This is a genomic window from Paenibacillus glucanolyticus NBRC 15330 (genome assembly GCF_004000885.1).
In the GTDB taxonomy this organism is placed as follows: domain Bacteria; phylum Bacillota; class Bacilli; order Paenibacillales; family Paenibacillaceae; genus Paenibacillus_AQ; species Paenibacillus_AQ glucanolyticus.
The window spans coordinates 33,556-58,569 of the sequence record NZ_BIMC01000018.1 but is presented as its reverse complement, the minus strand read 5'-3'; the positions used below and the strand labels follow the sequence as shown (position 1 = coordinate 58,569).

The following is a 25,014-nucleotide window of genomic DNA, read 5'->3' as shown; positions in this document are numbered from 1 at the left end:
GTTTATAATTAGAAATATATAAATGCGATAGATTCAATAGGTTGTAACTATGAGTGGATCATGAGATAAACCGCTGATCAGCGGCTTTATTTTACGGCAACGAGCAGGGCACCAACAGCAATGAGTGCGACGCCGATCACGTTAATCCAGGATATTTTCTCTCCAAGAAACAAAAAGGCAAGAATCACGGCGATGACCACGCTTAATTTATCGATGGGCCCGACCTGCGATACCTTACCGTATTTCAGTGCCAAAAAATAAAACAGCCAGGACATGGCTCCTGCAATTCCGCTTAGCACAATGAAGCTTAAGGCTTTCTTCTGCACGAGGATTTCCCCGAGCTCGGAAAATTTGCCCTGAACGGCCACCACGCCCAGCAGGAACAGTGCCATGATGACAGATCGAATGGCAGTGGCTGAATTGGCATCGATATTTTGCAGCCCGATTTTGCCGAAAATAGCGACAAGTGCAGCGGTGGCCGCCGACAGCAGTGCGTACATAAGCCATAATGGCATCCTATATCCCTCCTGAACGATAAAGACCTGAATACTATTAAGGATTTATATATAATAGTATGGAGTGATTTGTACAATATCATTACATTTTCCTAGTGATTTTCCTGAGATGGGGTTGAATTTCGGATGACGGGTCATATTGTTGCTTATAAAGAAGAATATCATGATCAATTAGTGGAGCTGTGGCATCGCGCTGTGTGCAGCACGCATGATTTCCTGACAGAGGAGGATCTCCGTTTTTATTATAAAATGGTGAAAAATGGAGCACTTCGAGCTGTGGAGTTATGGGTGTGCTTGAACAAGGATTTCAAGCCCGTTGGATTTATGGGCCTGGACGGCTCGAAAATCGAAATGTTGTTTGTGGATCCACAGCATCATGGGCGAGGAGCGGGGAGCCAATTGATTCGGCATGCCGAATCGTTGAAGGGGATAAACTTACTGTCGATGTAAATGAACAGAACGCCGGAGCCCACGCTTTTTACAAAAAATACGGTTTTGTGCAGACGGGCCGCTCGGAGCTGGATGGTGCAGGCAAGCCGTATCCACTGATTCATATGGAGCTGGGTCGCCATAACGGACTCAGAAGCCGCTAATATGGTGAAAAAGCTCTAACAGATATGCTAACGGACCTGAGGGCCGTTATAACGCCAAAAGAGGGTGATTTGCCTGTTAAATTGCTAAATAACGGCTGTGGTGTCCGCTAAATTTTAAAACGGGACGTTTTTTCTGAAATAACGCTCCTGGTGTCCGTTCAAGTTGTGATTGTGGCCTATGGAGTTCATATGCGGACTGTGTCCCAGAAGGGATGCGGTCTTGCAGGCCGACTGCGAAGTAACCCCTCCCGAAGCGTACGCTAAGGCGAACCCGATTCCGGGTTCATCGTCCCTTCTGGAATACGCAAAGAAGCAGCCACGATGATAAGTGGCTGCTTCTTCATTTTACGTCCCAGAAGGGATTCGAACCCCTGACCGACGGCTTAGAAGGCCGTTGCTCTATCCAGCTGAGCTACTGGGACACAGAAATTTTTCAAGCAAAAAATATATTATCACATGCATTGGGGAAATTCAACAATTATTTTAAGTTGCGAACATTTTTGAATCTGCCAGATTATTAGTGTGTCATTCCGGGTTATATTGATAAGACATAAGATGGATTTCAATAAAGGCGTCGGCGGAATGTTTCAGAACGGCAGGAAAGTGCATAGAGAGCGCTCTTTTTTTAACTTGGCAGTACATATGCTATAATCAACAAATATGAAAAACAGGAATAGAAAGGAGGTGTCCTTATCAAGGACTCTTACTCCCAAGAACAAGAGGATAAGAACATCATCCTGTTTCCGAAGACGCTGGATTATTACCAGATTCAGCTTACGGTTATGCTCGAGAACGAACGTTACGGTGAAGCGATGGAAGTTTTGCGTTTTCTGCTGAGATGCGGCGGACAGAATGAACGGCATTATGAAGAGTGGCATTCGCTCCTCGAATGGCTTGAAGCTGCGTTTCCAGAACAGGCTGTACCTCGTTCGGTTGATTCCGATGCAGATATCGAAGAGGATGATCCAGACGAAGCGGAAATGGCGAGGCAGATGGTTAAGGAAAAAGTTGCTCAGGATGCCGGATATGCCGACAAGCTGCTCGCTTCCGTTATGAACGGACCGTTGACCGAACAGACCATTCTGGCACTGGAACAGCTCGCCTATCTGGATCGTCCGGAGATTGATGCTGTTTTGGTTGAGTGGCTGCAGGATACGCCGCTTCATCCCCTGCTGCAATTTCGAGTGCTGCAAACACTCCGAAGAAGGGGCATGGAGGGAAATGTAAGCCTTCATCGGGGACAGGAAGCCGTAGAGATTGAGATCGACACGGTGCCGCTGGACCCGGGGAGTTTTCCGCTTGCCATAACGAGAATATTGGAGCGAGTTGCAGATCAGACGGAAATTCATGAACCGACTTTGTTTTATTTTGCACAAGAACTATGGTCCCAGTTCATAATGGCCATTTACGGTACCGAAGATTACCATTCCATGCTGGATGAAGAAGAATCTACGCTTGACATATGGGCGGCCGCACTCCATGACATTGTATCGGAGAGTTTGAAGGGGTTTCGGAATGAGGAGGAAATCCGCCCGCTCTACGGTATAACGGACACCATGCGGTTCCGCTATGAGGGAGCCTACCGATCTCTCAAGCAATTTGTGGCAGCGGGTGTGGAAGAATAGCCATAGCCTGGAAAACGTTTACGGTATCGTAGCATAAGGGTTCGCCCTTGAAAAAGGATTTAATGTTGTTTATACTATAGTGGTTATTCGGTACGTGATACATTATTGCGCCGACCACGTGAATTATTTTGGAGGGGAAAGCATAAATGAAAGCAACTTGGGAAAAAATAGAGAAGAACCTTGGCGTTCTTGACGTTGAGGTTGATGCGGATCGCGTTGCATCCGCCCTCGACAAAGCTTTTAATAAAGTAGCTAAAAAAGCAAATGTACCTGGATTCCGTAAAGGTAAAGTGCCTCGCCCGATTTTTGAAGCTCGTTATGGCGTAGAGAGCTTGTACCAGGATGCAATCGACATCTTGCTTCCAGAAGCATACAGCGAAGCTGTAGATCAAGCGGATATTTTCCCTGTAGATCGTCCGGAAGTGGACATCGAGCAATTCGCTAAAGGTGAAACTTTCAAGTTCAAAGCTAGAGTAACAGTGAAACCTGAAGTTAAACTGGGTGATTACAAAGGTGTTGAAGTAGCTGCTGTAGCCGCTGAAGTTTCTGAAGAGGAACTGAACGAAGAGCTCGAGCGTCTGCAACAACGTCATGCTGAGCTTGCTGTAATCGATGAAGGCGCGTCTGTATCCGGTGATATCGTAGTGATCGATTTCGACGGTTCCGTTGACGGTGTGCCTTTTGAAGGTGGACAAGCTGAGCGTTATTCCCTTGAACTCGGAAGCAACTCCTTCATTCCAGGCTTTGAAGATCAAGTCATTGGTATGGCTACTGGAGATTTCAAAGACGTGGAAGTTACGTTCCCAGAGAACTACCATGCAGCTGAGTTAGCTAACAAGCAAGCTGTCTTCAAAGTGAAAGTACACGAAATCAAGCGCAAACAGCTTCCTGAGCTGGATGATGAATTCGCTAAAGACGTTAGTGAATTTGATACCCTTGATGAGTACAAGGAAGATCTGAAGAAACAATTGCTGACTCGCAAAGAGCAAGAAGCACAAGGCGTTCGCGAGAACGAAGCTGTTGAAAAAGCAGCGGCTAATGCTGAAATTGAAATTCCAGACGCTATGATCCAATCCGAAGTTCAAAACATGATGCGCGATTTCGACAACCGTCTTCGTCAACAAGGCATGAACCTGGAAATGTTCCTTAGCTTCTCCGGCCAAAGCAGTGACGATCTGGAAGGACAAATGAAAGAAGACGCTGAAAAACGCGTTCGCAACAACCTCGTGCTGGAGCAAATCGCAAAAGAAGAGAAGCTCGAAGTAACGGAAGAGGAAATCAACAAAGAGCTGGAAAATATGGCTGATACGTACAAACGTTCCGCTGAAGAAATCCGCAGCATCCTTGGTGCTAACGGTTCCCTTGACAGCCTTCGTGAAGAATTGCTTCTTCGCAAAACGATCGACTTCTTGCTGGAAAACAGTGTAGAAGGCGCTCCTGTGGAGAAAAAAGAAGAAACTGCAACTGAAGAATAATAAAAAGGCAGCTGCGAAAAGCTGCCCTCACATTCGATAAGGCACGTACATTTCATGCGTGCCTTATTTTTACCTAACAATAGCCAATTTAATACTAATTATGACATGAATTGGTTATTAATTTCGACATACATAATGAGACAAGTTGGCAGGATATAATTCTTGGGAAGTTCATAGAATGTAAACAGGGTTAAAAAATGACATCGTGCTGCGAACATGTTAGAATAACTTTTGTAACACTGCCGTATATTTTTCAAGGAAAAGAGGTTGGTCGCATGAGTCTTGTACCTATGGTTGTTGAGCAAACTAGTCGAGGCGAAAGATCTTACGATATCTACTCAAGATTACTGAAGGATCGCATTATATTCCTCAGCAGTGCGATAGATGACGATGTTGCCAATCTTGTTATTGCCCAGCTGCTGTTTTTGGCTGCGGAAGATCCGGAAAAGGACATCTCTTTGTACATCAATTCTCCTGGCGGTTCGGTTACAGCCGGGATGGGTATATATGATACGATGCAGTTGATTAAGCCTGATGTGTCAACCATTTGCGTAGGTATGGCCGCCAGTATGGGATCGCTGCTGCTTACTGCCGGAGCACCAGGCAAACGCTATGCTCTCGAGAACAGTGAAGTCATGATACATCAACCGCTCGGGGGTATTCAGGGTCAGGCATCCGATATCCAAATCCATGCAGATTGGATCATCAAGACCAGACATAAGCTGAATCAAATCTATGTGGAGCGCACGGGTCAGCCCCTTGAAAAAATCGAACGCGATACAGACCGCGACTTTTTCATGAGCGCGGAGGAAGCGAAGGCGTACGGTATTATTGACGATGTTCTGTCTTCACCGACCAAATCTTAAGGGGTGGTAATAGCATGTTTAAATTTAACGATGACAAAGGGCAGCTAAAATGCTCCTTCTGCGGTAAATCCCAGGAGCAGGTCCGCAAACTGGTTGCGGGGCCCGGTGTTTATATATGTGACGAGTGTATTGACTTGTGCTCCGAGATTGTAGAGGAAGAACTCGGACATGAGGAAGAAGTGGATCTGAAGGATATTCCGAAGCCACGTGATATTCGTGACATTCTGGATCAATACGTAATCGGACAGGATCAAGCGAAGAAATCCCTTTCGGTTGCTGTCTACAACCACTATAAGCGCATCAACACCCAGAACAAGATTGAGGATGTTGAATTGCAAAAGAGTAACATTTTGCTGCTTGGACCTACAGGTTCCGGTAAAACATTGCTTGCACAAACGATGGCTAAAATTCTCAATGTTCCGTTTGCTATTGCGGACGCAACTTCACTGACAGAAGCCGGTTATGTAGGTGAAGATGTAGAGAACATTCTGCTGAAGCTGATCCAGGCAGCAGACTATGATGTGGAAAAAGCAGAACGCGGCATTATCTATATTGATGAAATCGATAAAGTAGCCCGCAAATCGGAGAACCCGTCCATTACGCGTGACGTATCCGGTGAAGGTGTTCAACAAGCCTTGCTGAAAATTCTTGAAGGTACCGTTGCTTCTGTTCCACCGCAAGGAGGACGCAAGCATCCGCATCAGGAATTCATTCAGATCGATACAACGAACATTTTGTTCATCTGTGGCGGTGCATTTGACGGTCTGGAGCAGTATATCAAACGCCGGATCGGCAAGAAGGTCATCGGTTTCAATGCCTCCGGAGAGAGCCAAAAGGATCTTAAGCCAGGTGAATACCTGACCATGGTTCTGCCGGAAGACTTGCTCAAATTCGGTTTGATTCCGGAATTTGTTGGCCGTCTGCCTGTAGTCTCCACTTTGGAGCCGCTGGATGAGGCAACGCTGGTACGCATTCTGTCCGAGCCGAAAAACGCGCTCACGAAACAGTACCAAAAGCTGCTTGAATTTGACAATGTCAACCTCAAGTTTGAGCCAGGTGCTCTAGAAGCGATTGCCCGCGAGGCAATTAAGCGGAATACCGGTGCACGCGGATTGCGTTCGATCATTGAAGGCATTATGCTGGATGTTATGTACGAAGTGCCGTCCAGAGATGACATCAAGGATTGCGTCATCACGGAGCAGGTTGTTCGCGATAAAGTGATTCCTGAGCTGCAGAGCAAGGGAAGCGAAGATGACAAGAAACAAGAAGAAAGTGCTTAATACGCCATAGCGTATTAGGCGTGGAATAAATCTACGCTGATTCTCCACTTCCAGTTATGTCCAGTCGGGCTTTGCTGGAGTGGAGCTTTGGCGTTATATGGGAGAGATCGTACCATGTTTTTGAGACAAGACACACGGCCCGTCAGGGTGGGGAACCTCACCATTGGGGGAAAGAACGAAGTCATTATTCAAAGCATGTGCACCACCAAGACCGCAGATGTGGAGGCAACCGTTGCCGAGATTTTGCGTCTGGAAGAAGCAGGTTGTCAGGTCGTTCGGGTAACGGTAAACAATGAAGAAGCTGCCGCTGCTATAAAAGAAATCAAGAAACGCATTCATATTCCGCTTGTGGCGGATATTCATTTTAACTACAAACTTGCCTTGATGGCTATCGAGAATGGTATTGATAAGGTTCGGATCAATCCGGGCAACATCGGCAAGCGTGAGAAAGTCGAAGCTGTCGTGAAGGCTTGTAAGGAGAAGGGGATTCCGATTCGGATCGGGGTTAACGCCGGTTCCTTGGAGAATCATCTTATCGAAAAATACGGGTATCCTACGCCGGAAGCTATGGTGGAAAGCGCCTTGTATCATATCGGGATATTGGAAGAACTGGATTTCCACGATATCATCGTTTCGCTTAAAGCATCTGACGTACCGATGGCTATCGCGGCGTATACGAAGGCTGCCGAAGTTATTCCATATCCGCTTCATCTGGGAATTACCGAAGCCGGGACGCTGTTCTCCGGTACGGTGAAGAGCGCTGCCGGTCTCGGAGCGCTGTTGTCCCTGGGAATCGGCAGCACGATGCGTATTTCCTTGAGTGCTGATCCCGTGGAAGAGATCAAAGTGGGCCGGGAGCTTCTAAAATCATTCGGCCTCATCTCGGATGCGGCAACCTTGGTATCTTGCCCGACTTGCGGACGGCTGGATATCGACTTGTTCTCCATTGCCAATGAGGTAGAGGAATACATCTCGAAGATCAAAGTGCCGATTAAAGTTTCCGTTCTGGGATGCGCAGTCAATGGACCTGGTGAGGCTAGAGAAGCCGACATCGGTATTGCCGGCGCGCGTGGCGAGGGCCTGCTCTTCCGTTATGGGGAGATGATACGTAAAGTTCCAGAAGCCACCATGGTGGAGGAGCTTAAGAAGGAAATCGACAATATCGTGAAGGTGTACGAGGAAACCGGCGAAATCCCGGGCCGCAAGCACAAATCCACGGTTTAAGCTTAATAACTTGGTTTTTATAACGTTATAATTGCACTTTTTAAAAGCGGCAGTCTCTTGAATTCAAGAGACTGCCGCTTTTCTGTTTAGCAGGATGTCATACACCGCAGCAGCGGGGCGCCTTCCCAACAATGTCATGACTTTTTCGCTATCCGCGTTTTACCATTCGAGGAATCGGCAATACTACCATGTATTAACGATTCGATGAAGACATAATGGAGTACAGGAGGAATGACTTGTGAACTTAAGTATTGTGATAATGCTGGTGCAGCTGTTTTTTGCAGTCATCATCGGCATTTATTTTTGGAATTTATTGCGCGGACAGAAAACAAGCAAGACGGCGGTGGATCGGGAATCGCGTAAGGAACTTGATAAACTCCGCAAACTGCGGTCCATATCGTTAACAAAACCGCTGGCTGAGAAAACAAGACCGCAAACCATGGATGACATCGTGGGGCAAAAGGACGGCTTGCGAGCCCTAAAGGCTGCTCTCTGCAGCGCCAATCCGCAGCATGTTATTGTATACGGCCCGCCAGGGGTAGGCAAAACAGCCGCTGCTCGTGTAGTGATGGAGGAAGCGAAGAAGAATCCGCAATCTCCGTTTAAATATGACGCCAAGTTCACGGAAATTGATGCAACAACGGCCCGGTTCGATGAACGCGGCATAGCTGACCCGCTCATCGGGTCTGTTCATGATCCGATTTACCAAGGTGCGGGAGCCATGGGGGTTGCAGGCATTCCTCAGCCGAAGCCGGGAGCGGTGACCAAGGCACACGGAGGAATCCTCTTTATTGATGAAATTGGGGAATTGCATCCGATCCAGATGAATAAGCTTTTAAAAGTGCTGGAGGACCGCAAGGTGCTGCTGGAAAGTGCATATTATAATTCTGAGGATGCCAACACACCTGCTTATATTCACGACATTTTTCAAAACGGCCTGCCGGCCGACTTCCGTCTGGTGGGTGCAACGACACGTTCACCGGAAGAGATTGCTCCTGCACTTCGCTCGCGCTGCATGGAGATTTTTTTCCGACCGCTTCTGCCTGAAGAGATTGGAAGGATTGCAGAGGATGCTATTCAGAAGATTGAGCTGAATTCGGCACCAGAAGCGGTAGAAGTGGTGAAGCAGTACTGTTCCAACGGCCGGGAAGCGGTCAATATGATTCAATTGGCTGCTGGCCTGGCGCTGACCGAAAAAAGAGATTCGCTTCGTGCAGCGGACGTGGAATGGGTCGCCAGCAGCAGTCAGCTTCAGCCTCGTCCGGATCGAAAAATACCGGAGAAGCCGCAGGTTGGCGTTGTTAACGGATTAGCTGTATACGGCCCTAATATGGGGGCGCTGCTTGAAATTGAAGTATCTGCGGTTCCTGTTGAGGAGGGACGGGGTACCTACAATATCACCGGGGTTGTGGATGAAGAGGAGTTTGGCGGAGGCTCGCGGAAGCTGCGTCGTAAGAGCATGGCCAAGGGATCGATCGAGAATGTGTTAACAGTCCTGGGCTCTATGGGTTTTACACCTAAGAACTATGATCTGCATATTAACTTTCCTGGGGGAACGCCGATTGACGGACCTTCCGCGGGTATTGCGATGGCTGCGGCGATTGTATCGGCTATCAAAGGAATTGAGGTTGATAATAAGATCGCAATGACCGGCGAGATGAGCATTCATGGAAAGGTGAAGCCAATTGGCGGGGTCATCGCCAAAGTGGAGGCGGCATTCCAGGCAGGTGCTACCCGTGTAATCATTCCCAAAGACAATTGGCAAACGTTGTTCCAAGATTTAAGTGGCGGTTTACGGGTAATTCCTGTAGAATCGGTGGACGAAGTATTCGCCCACATTTTTGGCGGATCGTTCGCTCCGGAGGTTGTACAGCTCCCCGGAAACGAAGTGTTTCCAGCCTCTTCAGCTTCATTGCTGCAGGCAACGCCTCCGCGCAACGGGAAAGTCACGGACGCTGGAGGATGTTAAGTTTCACTTTGTTGGTTTTTTATACGCAGATTTGATAAAATAGGAATAGTGTCAACATTGAGAGCCGTTGGAGGTGCGAAAGCGATGGGACCCAGTAAATTCAAAGGTCGTCGTTTTCCTTTACTGCCTTTAAGAGGTCTTCTTGTCTATCCGAGCATGGTGCTTCACTTGGATGTAGGACGGGAGAAATCGGTAAAGGCTTTAGAAAAGGCGATGGTTGAAGACAATTTGATTCTCCTATGTTCTCAATCGGAAGTGAACATTGAAGAACCGACGCAAGAGGATATTTATCGGATTGGCACAGTTGCGAATGTACGCCAGATGCTTAAGCTTCCTAACGGTACCATACGTGTGCTTGTGGAAGGTATGGAACGGGCGGAGGTTATTGAATATACGGATCAAGAGGAATACTATGAGGTCATGGCTCGCGAGCTGCCTGAAGAGGAGAACCATGACCCTGAAGTTTCCGCATTAATGCGAACCGTACTGTCTCAGTTTGAGAATTATATCAATCTGTCCAAGAAGGTGACACCAGAGACATTGGCGGCCGTTTCCGATATTGACGAGCCAGGTCGTCTGGCAGACGTGATTACGAGTCATTTGTCGCTGAAGATCAAGGATAAGCAAGAAATTCTCGAAACCATTGATGTTCGCAAAAGGCTCGAGAAGCTTCTAGACATATTGAACAATGAGCGTGAAGTGCTGGAATTGGAACGCAAGATCAACCAGCGGGTCAAGAAGCAAATGGAGAAGACCCAGAAGGAATACTACTTGCGCGAACAGATGAAGGCCATTCAGAAAGAGCTTGGCGACAAGGAAGGCCGTACCGGGGAGGTAGAGGAGCTCCGAAGTCAGCTTCAGGAGCTTGAGCTTCCGGAACGTGTGCATGAGAAGGTAGAGAAGGAAATCGACCGTCTCGAGAAAATGCCGGCAAGCTCTGCCGAAGGCGGCGTTATCCGAAACTACGTCGATTGGCTGCTGGCGCTGCCTTGGAGCAGCAAGACCGAAGACGATCTGGATATCGTCAAAGCAGAACAAGTGCTGGATGAGGATCATTACGGTCTCGAGAAGCCGAAGGAACGCGTGCTGGAATACTTGGCGGTTCAGAAGCTGGTGAAGAAGATGAAGGGGCCGATTCTATGTTTGGTTGGCCCTCCAGGCGTCGGTAAAACATCGCTCGCCCGGTCCATCGCCCGCTCACTGGAGCGCAAGTTTGTACGTGTCTCCTTAGGTGGCGTGAGAGACGAGGCCGAAATCCGCGGACACCGGCGCACCTATGTAGGGGCTATGCCAGGACGTATCATTCAAGGAATGAAAACAGCGGGTTCGATGAATCCGGTGTTCCTGCTTGATGAAATTGATAAGATGGCTTCCGATTTCCGGGGCGATCCATCTTCAGCACTGCTTGAGGTGCTCGATCCGGAGCAGAACAACACATTCAGCGATCATTTCGTGGAAATTCCGTTTGATCTGTCTAACGTCATGTTTGTTACGACGGCGAACGTGCTTCATAACATTCCCAGACCGCTCCTTGACCGTATGGAAGTGCTGTACATTCCAGGATATACGGAGCTGGAGAAGCTGCAGATTGCGAACCGTTATTTGCTGCCTAAACAGAAGAGCGAGCATGGGCTTGAAGCAGAACAGCTGATACTGGACGAGGAAGCTCTGATGAAGGTGATTCGGGAATATACCCGTGAATCCGGAGTCCGCAATTTGGAGCAGCAAGTGGCAGCGCTGTGCCGTAAGGCAGCCAAACAGATTGTGACCCATGCATCGGAATCCATTGAGATTAAGGCTGAAGATATCAAGGAATATCTCGGAATTCCGAAGTTTCGCTATGGCATGGCCGAGCTTGAGGATCAAGTGGGCACGGTCACGGGGCTTGCGTGGACGGAAGTGGGCGGCGAGACGCTGACCATTGAAGTTACGGTGGTGCCTGGAACCGGCAAGCTGACCCTGACGGGTAAACTTGGTGATGTGATGAAGGAATCGGCTCAGGCTGCCTTCAGTTTTACTCGCTCGAAGGCGGTGGAGCTGGGTATTGATCCGGATTTCCACGAGAAACTCGATGTTCATATCCATATCCCGGAAGGAGCCATTCCGAAGGATGGTCCATCAGCCGGAATTACGATTGCCACGGCTCTTATTTCATCTTTAACCAAACGGCATGTAGCCCGCGATGTGGCCATGACGGGGGAAATTACACTTCGGGGACGCGTTCTTCCGATTGGTGGCTTGAAAGAGAAATCTCTGGCAGCCCACCGTGCCGGCTACAAAAAAATATTACTCCCTAAGGATAACGAACGTGACTTGCGTGATATACCTGACAGCGTGAAGAACGACGTTGAGTTCGTTCCGGTATCCCATATGGATCAGGTTCTGGAGCATGCGCTCGTTGAACAAGCGGGAGTGCACTAGAGAGGAAAGTCTAAATTATGAAAGTTACGAAAGCCGATTTTGTCATCAGTGCTGTCGTACCTGCCCAATATCCTGAAGACGCCTTGCCGGAAATTGCTCTGGCAGGGCGTTCCAACGTGGGCAAGTCATCACTGATTAACCGTATGATAGCCCGTAAAAATCTGGCGCGTACCAGCTCTACGCCCGGCAAAACGCAGCAGCTCAACTATTATCGGGTGAATGATGACCTGTATCTGGTCGATTTTCCCGGCTATGGGTATGCGAAGGTGTCCAAAACGCAGCGTGCCGCCTTTGGCGAAATGATTGAGCGGTATTTGCTTAACCGGGAAGAGCTGAAGCTTGTCCTGTTGATTGTGGACATGCGTCACCCGCCGTCAAAAGATGATATCAGCATGTATGAATGGCTGCAGCATTACAACCGTCCGGTATGTGTGGTTGCAACCAAAGCGGATAAAATCCCGAAAACACGCCGTCAGAAGCATGTGAAAATCGTTAAGGATACACTGGGCTTTAAGCCCTATCATTCATTCGTGATGTTTTCATCTGAGCTCGGACTGGGTAAAGATGAGTTATGGGCTATTATGGAGTCTCATATGGGGACTCAGCACGAAGAGGAAGAGTTATCCCTTGATTCCGAAACGGAAGGTAATGAACAAGCCTGATCCCGTTTGTTTGATGATGTTTTTTTCAAGGGTGATATAGGGAATCGGTGCATTCTTTACAGGAAAGTGAGCATCTTGTGGGAAATGTCAGTCTGATTCCGGCTAATTCCGTTTTTTTATGAAATATGATGGATATTCTCATTCGGACGGCAGGAAAGACCGCCTGGGTCTGCTGTATAATGGTAGTAAGTTAAAAGAATTGAGGGAGATTTTTATGGCTCAGCGGTTAGCCACAGAATATGTTAATGCCACAATGCAAATGACGGATGTTCAAATGGATCAATTTCTGCAGTATACCCAAGCTTTCCGGGTTACGAACCGGGTAAAAGTCATGGATAGCGGAGAGCAGGAGTTTGTGCTCGAAGATGAAAGCGGGGAAGAAGTTCATTTGCCCTTTGAACGCAAGAATGGCTTGTACGTCTGTGAGCTGTCGTGCCGATTGGTCACTCCTCACCTGACAAATGCCGTACGCAAACTGTTTGCGGCTTTTAAAGGCTCAGGCAGAGTGAATCGGATTTATCGCGGCTTTACGATGAGCTACGACTACCACGCTGGAACGGTGCACAGAATTACGCAGATTGCCGGAAGCGACAGCATTGTTATTTATGAGTACAAGAATACGGCAGGCGAGTTGCAGCGTCTCTTCAACAGCAATGAAGCAGAGAAAGAGATTGAATCCATCCAGTACCATATCAACGTGCTTTTGGACCAGCGGATTGCAGCAGGGAATGATAAACATATTACTCAGACTATAGATGAACGGCTGCGACGGTTTAATCAACGGTTATTCGTGCTAGAAGCCTAGGGAAGGCTGCCCGTAAGGGGCGGCTTTTTTTATGCGTTTTTTTAAATGTATACATTTGTTTCTTGTATGTTTATGAATATAAATGATGATAAGATCCATTTGGTCGTTCTCTGGCACCAAGTTGTGCAGACACACATATATTGAGCTGTAAAATATTTATGGGTTAATTTTAAAAAAGGTGTTGCAATTAAACGTCATAGATGTTATTTTTAATCTCGTTGAAAAGAATATAGGAACCAGGATTCACTCAGGACATGTAATGTTGCGAGAGATTATTCCCTCGGGAAGTGAATGACGTAGGTCCTAGCGGATGAAATTTTTCAAACATTTTATTCCTAGGAAGGGGGAAACCGGAAGATGGAATACTCAACTTTCGGAAGACACGTTGCTGTTGATACTTGGGGAGTCGATTTTGAACTATTGAACAGTGCAGAATTTTTACAAGCTCAGATGGTGGAAGCCGCTGAAGCATGTGGAGCAACGGTATTGTCCGTCCAATCCAAGCAGTTTGAACCACAAGGTGCTACTGTGCTGGTGTTGCTGTCGGAAAGCCATCTCTCGATTCACACTTACCCTGAGAGAGGTTTTGCTGCGATTGACTGTTATACCTGCGGGGAGACAGTAGATCCGCAGTTAGCTATTGACTATCTGGTATCCGCTTTGAAACCTGAAAAATGCTATGCTAAGAAACTCGTGCGCGGACTCGGCGAAATGACTGTCGAAACGCCAGAGATGAAACAGGCTGAGCTCGTTTAATTAGCCACTAAAAAATGTGTATACTGATAACCATGGATGTTTCCATGGTTATTTATTTTGAAGAGACGAGTAAGCGTGACAAAAAACGAAACGCATTCCTCTGAAAGCCGCTTTCGAAGAAATTACACGTATATATCAAGTGTTCTCTATCCACAATAGTAAGGTGTTACGGAACAGTCAAGAATGTTTATGAATGGAATGATGAAGTATGGGGATTTCATAAACATTTCATAAAATAGACAAGAGTGCTCAGCATACTGTGATATAATGAACAAGGTCAAGACAGTCCGTTGTGAACGGCAAAACTACTCGGAGAAATAGGCAGGTGAACATGCAATGCACATCGTCGTTGTTGGGTTGAACTATCGCACGGCGCCTGTGGAGGTCAGAGAACGCTTTACATTCTCGGATGAAGACATGCCTGAGGCGTTACAGCAGCTTAATTCGACCAAGAGCGTATTGGAGGGCGTCATTGTCGCTACCTGCAACCGTACTGAGATTTATGTTGTGGTAGACCGCCTTCATATGTGCGGCTACTTTATCCGCAGCTTCATGGAACAGTGGTTCGGCATTAATCGTGAAGAATTTACACAGCACCTCTATATATATGAAGACGAACAGGCAATTTCCCATCTGTTTAAGGTCACTTGCGGTCTGGATTCCATGGTCATTGGAGAGACGCAAATCCTAGGACAGGTGCGTAATGCTTTTTTGACGTCGCAGAAGAATCAAGCGACCGGTACGTGGTTTAATATGTTATTCAAGCAGGCCGTTACGCTTGGCAAACGTGCTCATTCCGAAACATCGATTGGGGAGAGTGCGGTATCTGTCAGTTATGCTGCGGTTGAGCTGGGCAAACGGATTTTTGGTACATTTAACGATAAAAAAGTGATGATTCTCGGCGCAGGCAAAATGAGCGAGCTCACGGTCAAACATCTGTACGCCAACGGAGCTGCAGAAGTGATTGTTGCCAACCGCACGCTCGGCCGTGCGGAGGAGTTAGCCCGCAAGTTCAAAGGCACGCCGTGCACAATTGTCGAGGCTGTAAATTCACTGAATGACGTCGACATTGTGATTAGCTCAACGGGAGCTAATGAATATGTTCTGAATGCGGAGCGGGTTAAAGAGAGCATGAAGAAACGTCAGTCCCGTCCGTTGTTTATGATTGATATTGCGGTTCCCCGGGATATCGATCCGACGGTTGGGGATCTGTCCAACGTATTCTTGTATGACATTGATGATCTGGAAGGCATCGTAGAGACCAACATGGAAATGCGCCGTGTGGAAGCAGCGAAGATTGAAGTGATGATTCAAGAGGAGATGGAGGCATTCCACACATGGCTGAAGACGCTCGGTGTCAGACCGGCGATTCGAGCCTTGCAGGAAAAATCCAATGTTATTCATGAAGAAACGATGGAAAGTTTGTTCAACAAGCTTCCGGAACTGGACGAACGCCAGCGGAAAGTCATTCGTCGGTTGACCAAGAGCATTGTCAACCAGATGATGCATGATCCGATTAACCGGATCAAAGAAATGACGGGCGGCAAGCAGGGCGGAGAAGCACTGGAGTATTTTTCACAAATCTTTGCGCTGGAAAGCCTGATCGAAGAGAAGGAGCAGGAAGCCCGCAGCAACATCAAGAAAGCAGCTGCACCCGTTAAAGCTGAACGGATACCGAATGCTGTAGATCAGCAGGCAGAAGAGAAACCGCTTAAGGTCTCTCTGGCCCCAGCCACCCTTTGAGGAGGGTGAGTTCATCCCATGCTGTTAAATATAATTTATATCACCGGCATTTGTATCTATGCCCTGAGCCTTCTGTTTTATATCTCGGATTGCATTTCACGCAATTCGGTGGCGAAGCGGATAGGCACAGGGCTTCTTGTCATTACAGCACTCTTTCAATCTGCCGGAATCGGCATCCGAGCCATGGAAGGCGGACATCTTCACTTTCCGGTATTTACGCTGTTTGATTTTCTCTTCCTACTGGCATTCTGCATATCCATTACTTCGATTGCGCTGGCCTACATGAAGCGTTCGGAATTCGCCGTCCTGCTGATGAACCTTGTAGGGTTCAGTGTCATGCTGATCAATCGGTTATGGTTCACGACAGGAGACAACGCCATGTACAGCTGGGAGACGGAGCATCGTCTGCTGCTGGTCCATATCGCCCTGGCAAGTGTCAGCTTTGCTGCATTAACCGTTGGGGCTGTGTTTGCAGCGATTTATATGTTTTTGCATCGGAAGCTGAAGCACAAGCAGTGGAACGATACGATGCGCCGGCTGCCAAGCCTGGAGAAACTGGATATTTATTCGTATAAAGCGCTGATGGCCGGGACAATTATTTTGGTGGCGTCGCTCATTTTAGCGGCGATGTCGGTGGCAATGGCAGGACGCTGGACCTTGTTTCTGGATATCAAGGTACTGTCTACACTGACGGCACTTGCGATGTATATCGTTTATTTTGTTAAACGCCGTTTATGGAGAAGATCGGGCAGGGAAGCGGCCATATGGGCATTAATCGGGTATGGATTTATCATCCTGAACTTTTTTTTGAATGCGTGGTCCGCTTTCCACAGTTGGTCAGGAGTGTGATGGCAGAATGGCGTATGATGAATACGTACCCGTGCTGTTGAATTGCAGAGGACGTTCATGCTTGATTATCGGCGGTGGCAAGGTGGCGGAGCGCAAAGCACTCACCTTGCTTAATGCCGGGGCAAGCGTACATATTGTAAGCCCTGTATTAAGAAGCGAGGCGCTTCAACGCTTAGCCAAGAGCAAGGTTCTTCAATGGACGGACAGAAAGTACAGGCCCAATGATTTGGACGGGGCTTTTCTGGTTCACGCTGCGACGGATGATTCCCAGCTCAACATGAAGATTGCAGAGGATGCCGACAGTCTTGGAATATTAGCCAATGTAGCCAGTAACGGCGAGGCCGGAACGTTTATTTATCCGACCGTGATGCGTCGGGGACGGCTTACGCTGGCTATATCCACATCGGGAGCGGGGCCGAAGGTTTCACACGATATTCGTGAGCGGCTGGAAGAACAGTTCGGGCCTGAGTATGAGGACTATTTGGATTTGTTATACAGGATGCGTTCGATGATTAGGGAAGAGGTAGAGTCTGCAGAAGTACGCAGGCGGCTGCTCGACAAGGTATATCGCATGGATGTCCTGAGCGAGATTCGCCGCGGAGGTTACGTACCCTGGAATTCGGACAAAATCAAGCTATGGATCGAGAACAATCAGGAGGAATGAAGATGCGCACAATTGTGGTTGGGAGTAGACAAAGTGCCCTCGCACTGACACAGACGGGACAGGTTATCGATGATTTGAAGCGTTTAGCGAAGGAGCACGGTTTGGATTATGACTTTACCGTCAAGAAAATCGTCACCAAAGGCGACCGCATTCTGGATGTCACCCTCTCCAAAGTAGGCGGCAAGGGGTTGTTTGTTAAAGAAATCGAGCAAGCAATGCTGGACGGGGAAATTGATATGGCTGTTCACAGCATGAAGGATATGCCTTCTGTTCTGCCCGAGGGTCTGGTATCCGGCGCGGTGCCGGCAAGAAAGGACCCTCGTGACTGCTTGATCTCCAAGGAAGGAGCGACGCTGGATGACCTGCCTCAAGGTGCCAAGGTGGGGACGAGCAGTCTGCGTCGTTCCAGTCAGCTTAAGGCATACCGCCCGGACCTGCAGATCGATTGGATTAGGGGAAATATCGATTCCCGTATTCGCAAAATGGAGGAAGGCGAATTTCAGGCCATCATTCTGGCGACCGCAGGCCTCCAGCGCATGGGCTGGGAGGACCGGATCACTTCGCATTTGCCGGTTGAAATCAGTCTGCCTGCCGTAGGCCAAGGCGCACTTGGCATTGAATGCCGTGAAAATGACTCGGAGCTCCTGCATCTGTTGTCACTTTATAACGATGAGGTCACCGCAAGAACCGTTGCGGCTGAACGCAAGTTTCTAAGCGAGCTGAACGGTGGATGCCAAGTGCCTATTGGGGCTTATGCCATCCTGAAGAATGTGGACACAGGAGATTCCCGCGGAGAACAAAACGTTATACAATTAACAGGAATGGTAGGTTCTCCTGACGGCGAGATCATATTGAAGGAAAGCGCGGAAGGAACCGACCCTGAATCGCTCGGAGTGGAAGTAGCTGCAAAGCTGAAAGCCAAAGGAGCGGAGAAGATTCTGGCACAAGTTAGGGGCTGAGGGGATGGCAGGTAAGGTTTATCTGGTGGGAGCAGGTCCGGGCGATGCGCGCCTGATTACGATTAAAGGCAAGGAATGTATTGAAAAGGCGGATGTCGTGGTGTATGACCGATTAGCCAGCCCTCGGTTGCTGCGGTGGACGAAGCCCGGGGCGCAGAAGGTTTATGTGGGCAAGCTTCCGGATCGGCATACGATGAAACAGGAGCAAATCAATCAGCTGCTGGTTGATTTTGCTCTGGAAGGCAAGACGGTTGTCCGCTTAAAGGGCGGTGATCCGACCATCTTCGGAAGAGTGGGCGAAGAAGCGGAGCTGTTGTACCGTCATGGCATTTCCTATGAGATCGTGCCGGGAATTACTTCGGCAATCAGCGTGCCGGCTTATGCAGGCATTCCTGTGACACATCGCGATCATGCCTCCTCCTTATCCATCATTACAGGACATGAGAGTCCGGAGAAGCTGGATCGTATGATTCAGTGGGATAAGGTTACCCATGCAACAGGAACTTTGATTTTTATGATGGGCGTGGCCAAGATCGGTTATATCAGCCGTCAGCTGATCAAGCACGGCAGATCGCCGGAAACGCCAGTGGCTCTTATTAGATGGGGAACCCGTGCAGAGCAAGATACGCTGACGGGAACGCTGGCAGACATTGAGGATAAGGTCAAGGCAGTGAATTTTCAGCCGCCTGCCGTTATTGTGGTTGGGGAGGTTGTGCTTCAGCGGGAGCGACTGAAGTGGGCGGAACGACTGCCTCTGTTCGGCAAGCGGATTCTGGTCACAAGGGCTCGAAGCCAGGCCAGCTCATTGGTGTCGCAAATTGAGGATTTGGGCGGAGAACCCTATGAGTTCCCTGTTATCGAAACGGTAATGCCTTCCTCAGATGAAATACTTGCCGGAATTCAACAAGCGCTGGACAAGCTGCCTACGTATGATTGGGTGTTCTTCACCAGCGTCAACGGGGTGGAGTTTTTCTTCCGTCACTTGAAGGAGAATGGGCGGGATATTCGTTCCTTGGCCGCTGCCCGCATCGTTGCGGTTGGTCCGGCTACAGCTGATGCCCTCGGCAATTACGGCATTACAGCCGAGGTGCTCAAGGAGCGTTTTCAGGCGGAAGGCCTTATTGATGCTTACGGCTCTGAGCTCCAGCCAGGTCAGCATGTGCTGCTGCCTCGCGGGGATTTAGGACGCAGGTGGCTGCCGGAGAAGCTGGCGGATATGGGACTGCACGTGACCGAAGCCGTGACCTATGAGAACGTGCTGTGCGGGGAAGACGATGAGGAACTGCTGAAGCTGCTTCAGGAGGGCGGCATCCATGCGGTTACGTTCACCAGTTCTTCTACGGTCACAAATCTGTTCCAGTTGTTGAAGCGAATGGGCGTAGCGCATCCTGCCGACTTGCTGAAACAATCGGCAATTGCTTGCATTGGTCCATTGACTGCTCAGACGGCTGAGGAAGCGGGACTGTCCGTATCGCTTCTTGCCGAAGAAGCGACTGTGGATAGTCTGGTAAGTGCCCTATGTGCCTGGAACGAGGACGATCCACGGCGTGCTTCGCAATAATATTCTTTTTATATACATGAACAAAAGTACATCACTTGGAGGTATTACGCCATGAGTTTTCCAATCGTACGCCATCGCCGGCTGCGTCAAAATGCCGGCATTCGCAGCATGGTTCGCGAGACCGTGCTTCATGCAGAGGATCTGGTTCAGCCGATCTTCGTAACCTACGGAAGCGGCATTAAAAACGAAATTTCGTCGATGCCGGGAGTCTATCATTTTTCTCTGGACACCTTGAAAGAGGAAGTGGATGAAATCGCAGGGTTAGGCATACCTGCCGTGCTTCTGTTCGGTATACCTGAAACCAAGGATAGCGTAGGCACATCCGGTTTTGCGGAAGACGGTATTGTTCAAGAGGCTACTCGTCTCATAAAGGCGTGGTACCCGGATCTTTTGGTCATAGCGGACACCTGCTTATGCGAATTTACCGACCACGGCCACTGCGGCATGGTGCATACCTTCGAGCGTGACGGGCACACCTGCGGCGATGTGTTGAATGATGAATCGCTGGAGCTGCTCGTACGAACGGCGGTATCCCAGGCCAAAGCTGGCGCCGACATCATTGCGCCATCCAATATGATGGACGGTTTTGTGCAGGCGATCCGTGCGGGGCTTGATGATGCCGGATTTTATAATGTGCCGATCATGTCCTATTCGGTTAAATACGCCTCGGCCTTTTACGGGCCGTTCCGTGAAGCGGCCGATTCTGCTCCGCAGTTCGGTGACCGGAAGACCTATCAGATGGATCCGGCCAATGTGAGGGAAGCCCTTCGCGAGGCAGAAACGGACGTGCTGGAAGGTGCGGATATGCTGATGGTGAAGCCTGCGATGGCTTATCTGGACGTGGTCAGATTGCTCAGAGACCAGTTCGACCTGCCGATTGTAGCCTACAACGTTAGCGGCGAGTATTCCATGATCAAGGCGGCTGCCCAGCAGGGATGGATCAGTGAGCAGGCGATTGTGATGGAGCTGCTTACAGGAATGAAGCGCGCCGGTGCGGATATTATCATTACGTATTTTTCGAAGGATGCGGCACGCTGGATGCGCAGCCTGTAACGATTAACGATTAAAGAGTAAGGAGTGCATAATATGAGCCAAGATTTTCGGAAAGAAGATTTGTCGCGTTCTGCTTTTGAGGAAGCCAAGCAATACATTCCCGGTGGCGTGAACAGTCCGGTACGTGCGTTTAAGTCTGTGGGTTTAACACCGATTTATATCGAGCGTGGAGAGGGCAGCCGGGTATATGACATTGACGGTAACAGCTTTATCGATTACGTGGGTTCCTGGGGGCCGCTTATTATGGGTCATGCCCATCCTGAGGTCGTTGATGCCCTGCAGGAGACGGCGGCAAAGGGTACAAGCTTCGGTGCCCCGACACTGTTGGAAACCGAGATGGCTAAGCTTGTCTGTGAGCGAGTTCCGTCGATCGAGGTTGTACGGATGGTGAACTCCGGTACGGAAGCAACGATGAGCGCTATCCGTCTGGCGCGTGGTTACACTGGACGCAGCAAAATCATCAAATTCGAGGGCTCCTATCACGGTCACGCCGATAGCCTCCTCATCAAAGCCGGATCTGGAATTGCAACCCTCGGCCTGCCTGATAGTCCAGGCGTACCGGAAAGCGTGGCTGTTAGCACGATTGCGGTTCCGTATAACGACCTTGAATCGGTCCAGCTTGCTTTTGAACGGTTTGGCGAAGAGATCGCAGCTGTAATCGTTGAGCCGGTAGCAGGCAATATGGGCGTAGTTCCTCCTCTTCCAGGATTTCTGGAAGGCTTGCGCAAGGTGACCTCCGATTACGGCAGTGTGCTTATTTTTGATGAGGTGATGACGGGATTCCGGGTCGATTTGAATTGTGCTCAGGGACGGTATGGTGTCACACCGGATTTGACATGCCTGGGCAAAGTGATCGGCGGCGGCTTGCCCGTCGGTGCTTACGGGGGCAAGCGTGAACTGATGGACCAGATTGCTCCGGCAGGACCAATCTATCAGGCGGGAACGCTGAGCGGAAATCCGCTGGCCATGGCTGCCGGTTACACTACCTTGAAGCTGTTGACGCCGGCAGTCTATGAGCAGCTGGAGGAACGGGGCGCCCGGCTTCAGGCCGGACTCGAGTCCAATGCAAAGGAGTTCGGTATCCCGTTGTCCGTTAATCGGATAGGCTCCATGGTATGTCCTTTCTTTACGAATACGCCAGTGGTGAATTTCGATACGGCCAAGACGAGTGATTTGGATATGTTCCGCCGATATTTTGCGGCCATGGTTCAAGAGGGAGTCAGCGTTCCTCCTTCCCAGTTCGAGGGCATGTTCATTTCGGCAGCCCATACGGTGGAGGATATCGATGCCACCATTGAAGCGAACCGCAGCGCCTTCAAGAGCCTATGAGTTACAAGGGGAACTGGAGTAAAAGGGGCGAATGGTTGGAACTGACACCTGGCAAGGTGCTGTTGAGCCAGCCGGATCGGGAACAGGCCGCTGCCAAGTGGCTTCTCGAGACGTTCGGAATGCCCGAGAAGCTGTATCGCAAGCTGCGCCATGAGCAAGGGATACAATGGAGAGGGGACCGGCTTCGGCTGGTCCTTTTTCCTTATCGCGATTACGGCATCAAACCGAGATGGCAGGAACTGCACGTATTGCATGAGGATGAGTTCTGTCTCGTCGTGAACAAACCGGCCGGTATGGCCGTCCACCCCGATCAGGAGAGCGAGGAAACAACGCTGAATCATGTTGTAGCCGCTTATTACGAAGCAGAGGGGATTCATACGGCGGTCCGGCATATTCATCGTCTGGATAAGGATACAACCGGTCCTGTGCTGTATGCCAAGAATGAATACGCGCAGCTGAAGCTTGATGAAGCGATGCGAGAGAAGAAAATTGTGCGGATTTATGCTGCTATCGTACAGGGCAGGGTAGGACAGGAGCTTAAAGTGATCGACCTGCCGATCGGCAAGGACCGTTATCACTCAAGCCGCCGTAGAGTGTCATTAACCGGCCAGGCTGCCATAACGCATATTCTCTTCTCTGAAGTATACCCGAGGGCCAGCTTGTTGAATATCAGTCTTGAAACCGGTCGTACGCATCAAATCCGGGTTCACCTTAGTCATATGGGACATCCGCTCCTGGGAGATTCCTTGTATGGGGGACCGGCACTGTTTTCGCGCCAGGCGCTGCATGGTGAACGCTTGCTGTTTCATCATCCTCTAACAGGTGAGAGGGTCGAGGTACAGGCCCCATGGCCTCAGGACATGATGGAATTAAGAGAGTTAATCATAGAGGGATCCTGACGGTAGAGGATTTTGCAAAATCCTGAATAAATCTGTAACTTTCACGCAACAATTCGCAAAAAAGTCATGCTCTCCTGTTTTCGGCATATAGATAAATTGAGTGGCGAAACTTAGGCTCATGCCGTGATAACAGATCACGGATAGTATATGCCAAAAAGGAGGACATTCCCGTGTTTGACCAGTCCTACGGATTGCGGTTTGATATTTACGAGCGTATTAATTTAACGGAAGATTTGCCGGGAATCGAAGAATTGGAAGAGGCGGAGTTGATCCCGCACATTCAGGTGATCAGCCAGCAGGATCAGGCCACACTTCGGGGGCATCTGCTTCTCGCAGGCCTGTATAAAGGTGACACTGAAGCAGGAGAAACCGAGCCGCTCGAGCACTGGATTCCGGTCGAGATCACGGTTCCGCTGAACCGGGTATCTTCTTTGGATGACATCGCAGTTGAGATTGAGAATTTTGATGTAGATTTGCTATCCAAGCGCAGCTTGAATATTACAGGGGTTCTTTCTCTCAAAGGAATTCAGGCGGCGGCACCGGGTTCCCGGGATCAGGTATGGGCCAATGAGGAATTCACAGTGGTACATGCTCCTGAAACGCCTAACTTCTATTCGAACGGCGAGCAGCAGTTTGCTGCCAATCCGTATGAGCAGCTGCAAGGCGGAGGAGCTGGTGAAGATACAAATTCGGCTTCACCTCCCTATTTTAACGAAACTCAGTCTAGGGCCAACGTGTCGGGGACGGATGCGCGCACACAGCAGTATTTAGCATCCTGGGCGGAGTATGAGAATCAAATTCAGGATGCGGAAGAGCCAGCTGGCGCTGAAGGCTTCTCCAGTGATCAGGAAGCCCGGGACACCGTCGAATATGCCTTACATAATGAGACGGAAACGATCCCTCAGGCAGCTGAGCCTGAGCCGTCTATTCCAAGTGTATGGCAATTCGAGCGGGTAACGCCTCAGCCGGAGACGGTTCAGGAAGAACCGGCAGCAGATTTCCCAGGCATTGTTGAACGCAAAGGCGAAGAGGTGGAAGCCGTACCGGTGCTGGAATCATCGGAAACGGAAGAAGCTCAGCCTGTTTTTGCCGAGGGGGCAGAGGCTTCAGAGGATATAGCCGAGGAAATCTCCGCTAAACCCGAGGAGGTCACGACGAAGCCGGAGCTGAAAGTTGCCTTCAGTACAAAGAACAGCACCACAAGTACTTCGGGCGTAGGTTTCTCTTCATTGCTTCAATCGAGCAGAACGGTGCAGGATCAGGACCAAGCCGCTCGGGACGAGGAAGAAGAAGCCGAAGAGCTGGTGGAGTCCGCTGCGTCCGAGGATGTGGAGTGGAAAAGTCTCTTCCTTGGCAACCGACATGAGGAAACTCCATTCCGCAAGGTACGGATGTGCATTGTTCAGCGTGAGGAGACACTCGATCTGATTGCGGAGCGCTATCAACTGACGCCGCGGGAACTTTTGTTATACAACCGCATGTCTGAACAGAATGTCGAAGAAGGCCAGGTCTTATACATTCCCCAGTAATCGAGGGGGTTCATCGTGCAAGAAGAAAGCGGGTCAAGGTGGGAAATCCTTGGTCTGCTTTTTTGTTTTACAGAAACAAGGATGGAAGCAAATGAGGGAGCTAACACGGAAGTATTTTCAGTAAGTCATAATATTTGGATTGGACAGGTATGATGTTTAAATTCTTCGGAAACACTCGAAATATTGACTATATGCAACAACCACGGTATATTTGAATAGTATATGTACAGGTATTCC

At 49.3% G+C, this 25,014-nt stretch carries 20 protein-coding genes, 1 tRNA gene and 1 pseudogene; 20 read left to right on the top strand and 2 right to left on the bottom strand.

Going from position 1 to position 25,014, the window contains the following annotated elements:
• Positions 1 to 86: 86 nt before the first annotated feature.
• On the bottom strand, positions 87 to 515 hold the full coding sequence (locus PGL02S_RS21680; protein ID WP_006208775.1) for an EamA family transporter: 429 nt from the start codon (positions 513 to 515) through the stop codon (positions 87 to 89).
• Between the two features lie 126 nt (positions 516 to 641).
• Here PGL02S_RS21680 and PGL02S_RS21675 point away from each other — a divergent pair.
• Positions 642 to 1,108: pseudogene (locus tag PGL02S_RS21675) on the top strand (acetyltransferase).
• Between the two features lie 348 nt (positions 1,109 to 1,456).
• On the opposite strand, the gene PGL02S_RS21670 reads toward PGL02S_RS21675, so the two are convergent.
• Positions 1,457 to 1,530, bottom strand: a tRNA-Arg gene (locus PGL02S_RS21670).
• Positions 1,531 to 1,890: 360 nt separating this feature from the next.
• Between PGL02S_RS21670 and PGL02S_RS21665 the strand changes: the two genes are divergently transcribed.
• From PGL02S_RS21665 to PGL02S_RS21575, 19 genes are all read left to right on the top strand, one after another.
• A complete protein-coding gene (locus PGL02S_RS21665; protein WP_006208777.1) occupies positions 1,891 to 2,733 on the top strand; it encodes a hypothetical protein in 843 nt (280 codons plus the stop codon).
• 146 nt (positions 2,734 to 2,879) lie between these two features.
• Positions 2,880 to 4,208 (top strand): trigger factor, encoded by a 1,329-nt coding sequence (tig, locus tag PGL02S_RS21660; protein ID WP_006208778.1) that lies wholly within the window; start codon positions 2,880 to 2,882, stop codon positions 4,206 to 4,208.
• Between the two features lie 275 nt (positions 4,209 to 4,483).
• On the top strand, positions 4,484 to 5,074 hold the full coding sequence (gene clpP / locus PGL02S_RS21655) for an ATP-dependent Clp endopeptidase proteolytic subunit ClpP (protein ID WP_006208779.1): 591 nt from the start codon (positions 4,484 to 4,486) through the stop codon (positions 5,072 to 5,074).
• A 14-nt stretch (positions 5,075 to 5,088) separates the two neighbouring features.
• Positions 5,089 to 6,354: an ATP-dependent protease ATP-binding subunit ClpX gene (gene clpX, locus PGL02S_RS21650; RefSeq protein WP_006208780.1), complete on the top strand. Its 1,266-nt coding sequence runs from the start codon at positions 5,089 to 5,091 to the stop codon at positions 6,352 to 6,354.
• Between the two features lie 114 nt (positions 6,355 to 6,468).
• Positions 6,469 to 7,578 carry a flavodoxin-dependent (E)-4-hydroxy-3-methylbut-2-enyl-diphosphate synthase gene (gene ispG / locus PGL02S_RS21645; protein ID WP_006208781.1) on the top strand — a complete coding sequence of 370 codons (1,110 nt, stop codon included), beginning with the start codon at positions 6,469 to 6,471 and terminating at the stop codon, positions 7,576 to 7,578.
• A 259-nt stretch (positions 7,579 to 7,837) separates the two neighbouring features.
• Complete coding sequence (gene lonB / locus PGL02S_RS21640; RefSeq protein ID WP_370511128.1) at positions 7,838 to 9,547, top strand: ATP-dependent protease LonB; 1,710 nt, start codon at positions 7,838 to 7,840, stop codon at positions 9,545 to 9,547.
• Positions 9,548 to 9,631: 84 nt separating this feature from the next.
• Positions 9,632 to 11,968 carry an endopeptidase La gene (gene lon / locus PGL02S_RS21635; RefSeq protein WP_006208783.1) on the top strand — a complete coding sequence of 779 codons (2,337 nt, stop codon included), beginning with the start codon at positions 9,632 to 9,634 and terminating at the stop codon, positions 11,966 to 11,968.
• A 17-nt stretch (positions 11,969 to 11,985) separates the two neighbouring features.
• Complete coding sequence (gene yihA / locus PGL02S_RS21630; protein WP_006208784.1) at positions 11,986 to 12,630, top strand: ribosome biogenesis GTP-binding protein YihA/YsxC; 645 nt, start codon at positions 11,986 to 11,988, stop codon at positions 12,628 to 12,630.
• A gap of 214 nt (positions 12,631 to 12,844) precedes the next feature.
• On the top strand, positions 12,845 to 13,435 hold the full coding sequence (locus PGL02S_RS21625; protein WP_006208785.1) for a hypothetical protein: 591 nt from the start codon (positions 12,845 to 12,847) through the stop codon (positions 13,433 to 13,435).
• A 357-nt stretch (positions 13,436 to 13,792) separates the two neighbouring features.
• On the top strand, positions 13,793 to 14,191 hold the full coding sequence (gene speD / locus PGL02S_RS21620; protein WP_006208786.1) for an adenosylmethionine decarboxylase: 399 nt from the start codon (positions 13,793 to 13,795) through the stop codon (positions 14,189 to 14,191).
• A gap of 336 nt (positions 14,192 to 14,527) precedes the next feature.
• The gene (gene hemA / locus PGL02S_RS21615; RefSeq protein ID WP_036641382.1) at positions 14,528 to 15,934 is read left to right on the top strand and encodes a glutamyl-tRNA reductase; all 1,407 of its coding nucleotides are present in this window, start codon (positions 14,528 to 14,530) and stop codon (positions 15,932 to 15,934) included.
• Positions 15,935 to 15,952: 18 nt separating this feature from the next.
• Entirely contained in the window at positions 15,953 to 16,783 is an 831-nt protein-coding gene (ccsA, locus tag PGL02S_RS21610; RefSeq protein ID WP_036641385.1) for a cytochrome c biogenesis protein CcsA, read from the top strand.
• Positions 16,784 to 16,790: 7 nt separating this feature from the next.
• Positions 16,791 to 17,447: a precorrin-2 dehydrogenase/sirohydrochlorin ferrochelatase family protein gene (locus tag PGL02S_RS21605; protein WP_036641387.1), complete on the top strand. Its 657-nt coding sequence runs from the start codon at positions 16,791 to 16,793 to the stop codon at positions 17,445 to 17,447.
• Positions 17,448 to 17,449: 2 nt separating this feature from the next.
• Entirely contained in the window at positions 17,450 to 18,406 is a 957-nt protein-coding gene (gene hemC, locus PGL02S_RS21600) for a hydroxymethylbilane synthase (protein ID WP_036641390.1), read from the top strand.
• A 4-nt stretch (positions 18,407 to 18,410) separates the two neighbouring features.
• Positions 18,411 to 19,967, top strand: a complete 1,557-nt coding sequence (gene cobA / locus PGL02S_RS21595) for a uroporphyrinogen-III C-methyltransferase (protein ID WP_036641391.1) — start codon at positions 18,411 to 18,413, stop codon at positions 19,965 to 19,967.
• A 51-nt stretch (positions 19,968 to 20,018) separates the two neighbouring features.
• The gene (gene hemB / locus PGL02S_RS21590; protein ID WP_006208792.1) at positions 20,019 to 21,020 is read left to right on the top strand and encodes a porphobilinogen synthase; all 1,002 of its coding nucleotides are present in this window, start codon (positions 20,019 to 20,021) and stop codon (positions 21,018 to 21,020) included.
• 33 nt (positions 21,021 to 21,053) lie between these two features.
• On the top strand, positions 21,054 to 22,349 hold the full coding sequence (hemL, locus tag PGL02S_RS21585; RefSeq protein ID WP_006208793.1) for a glutamate-1-semialdehyde 2,1-aminomutase: 1,296 nt from the start codon (positions 21,054 to 21,056) through the stop codon (positions 22,347 to 22,349).
• Positions 22,346 to 23,248 (top strand): RluA family pseudouridine synthase, encoded by a 903-nt coding sequence (locus PGL02S_RS21580; RefSeq protein ID WP_036641392.1) that lies wholly within the window; start codon positions 22,346 to 22,348, stop codon positions 23,246 to 23,248. Before hemL ends, PGL02S_RS21580 begins: the two co-directional genes overlap by 4 nt.
• 170 nt (positions 23,249 to 23,418) lie before the next feature.
• The gene (locus tag PGL02S_RS21575; protein ID WP_051449246.1) at positions 23,419 to 24,777 is read left to right on the top strand and encodes a LysM peptidoglycan-binding domain-containing protein; all 1,359 of its coding nucleotides are present in this window, start codon (positions 23,419 to 23,421) and stop codon (positions 24,775 to 24,777) included.
• The last annotated feature ends 237 nt before the right edge of the window (positions 24,778 to 25,014 follow it).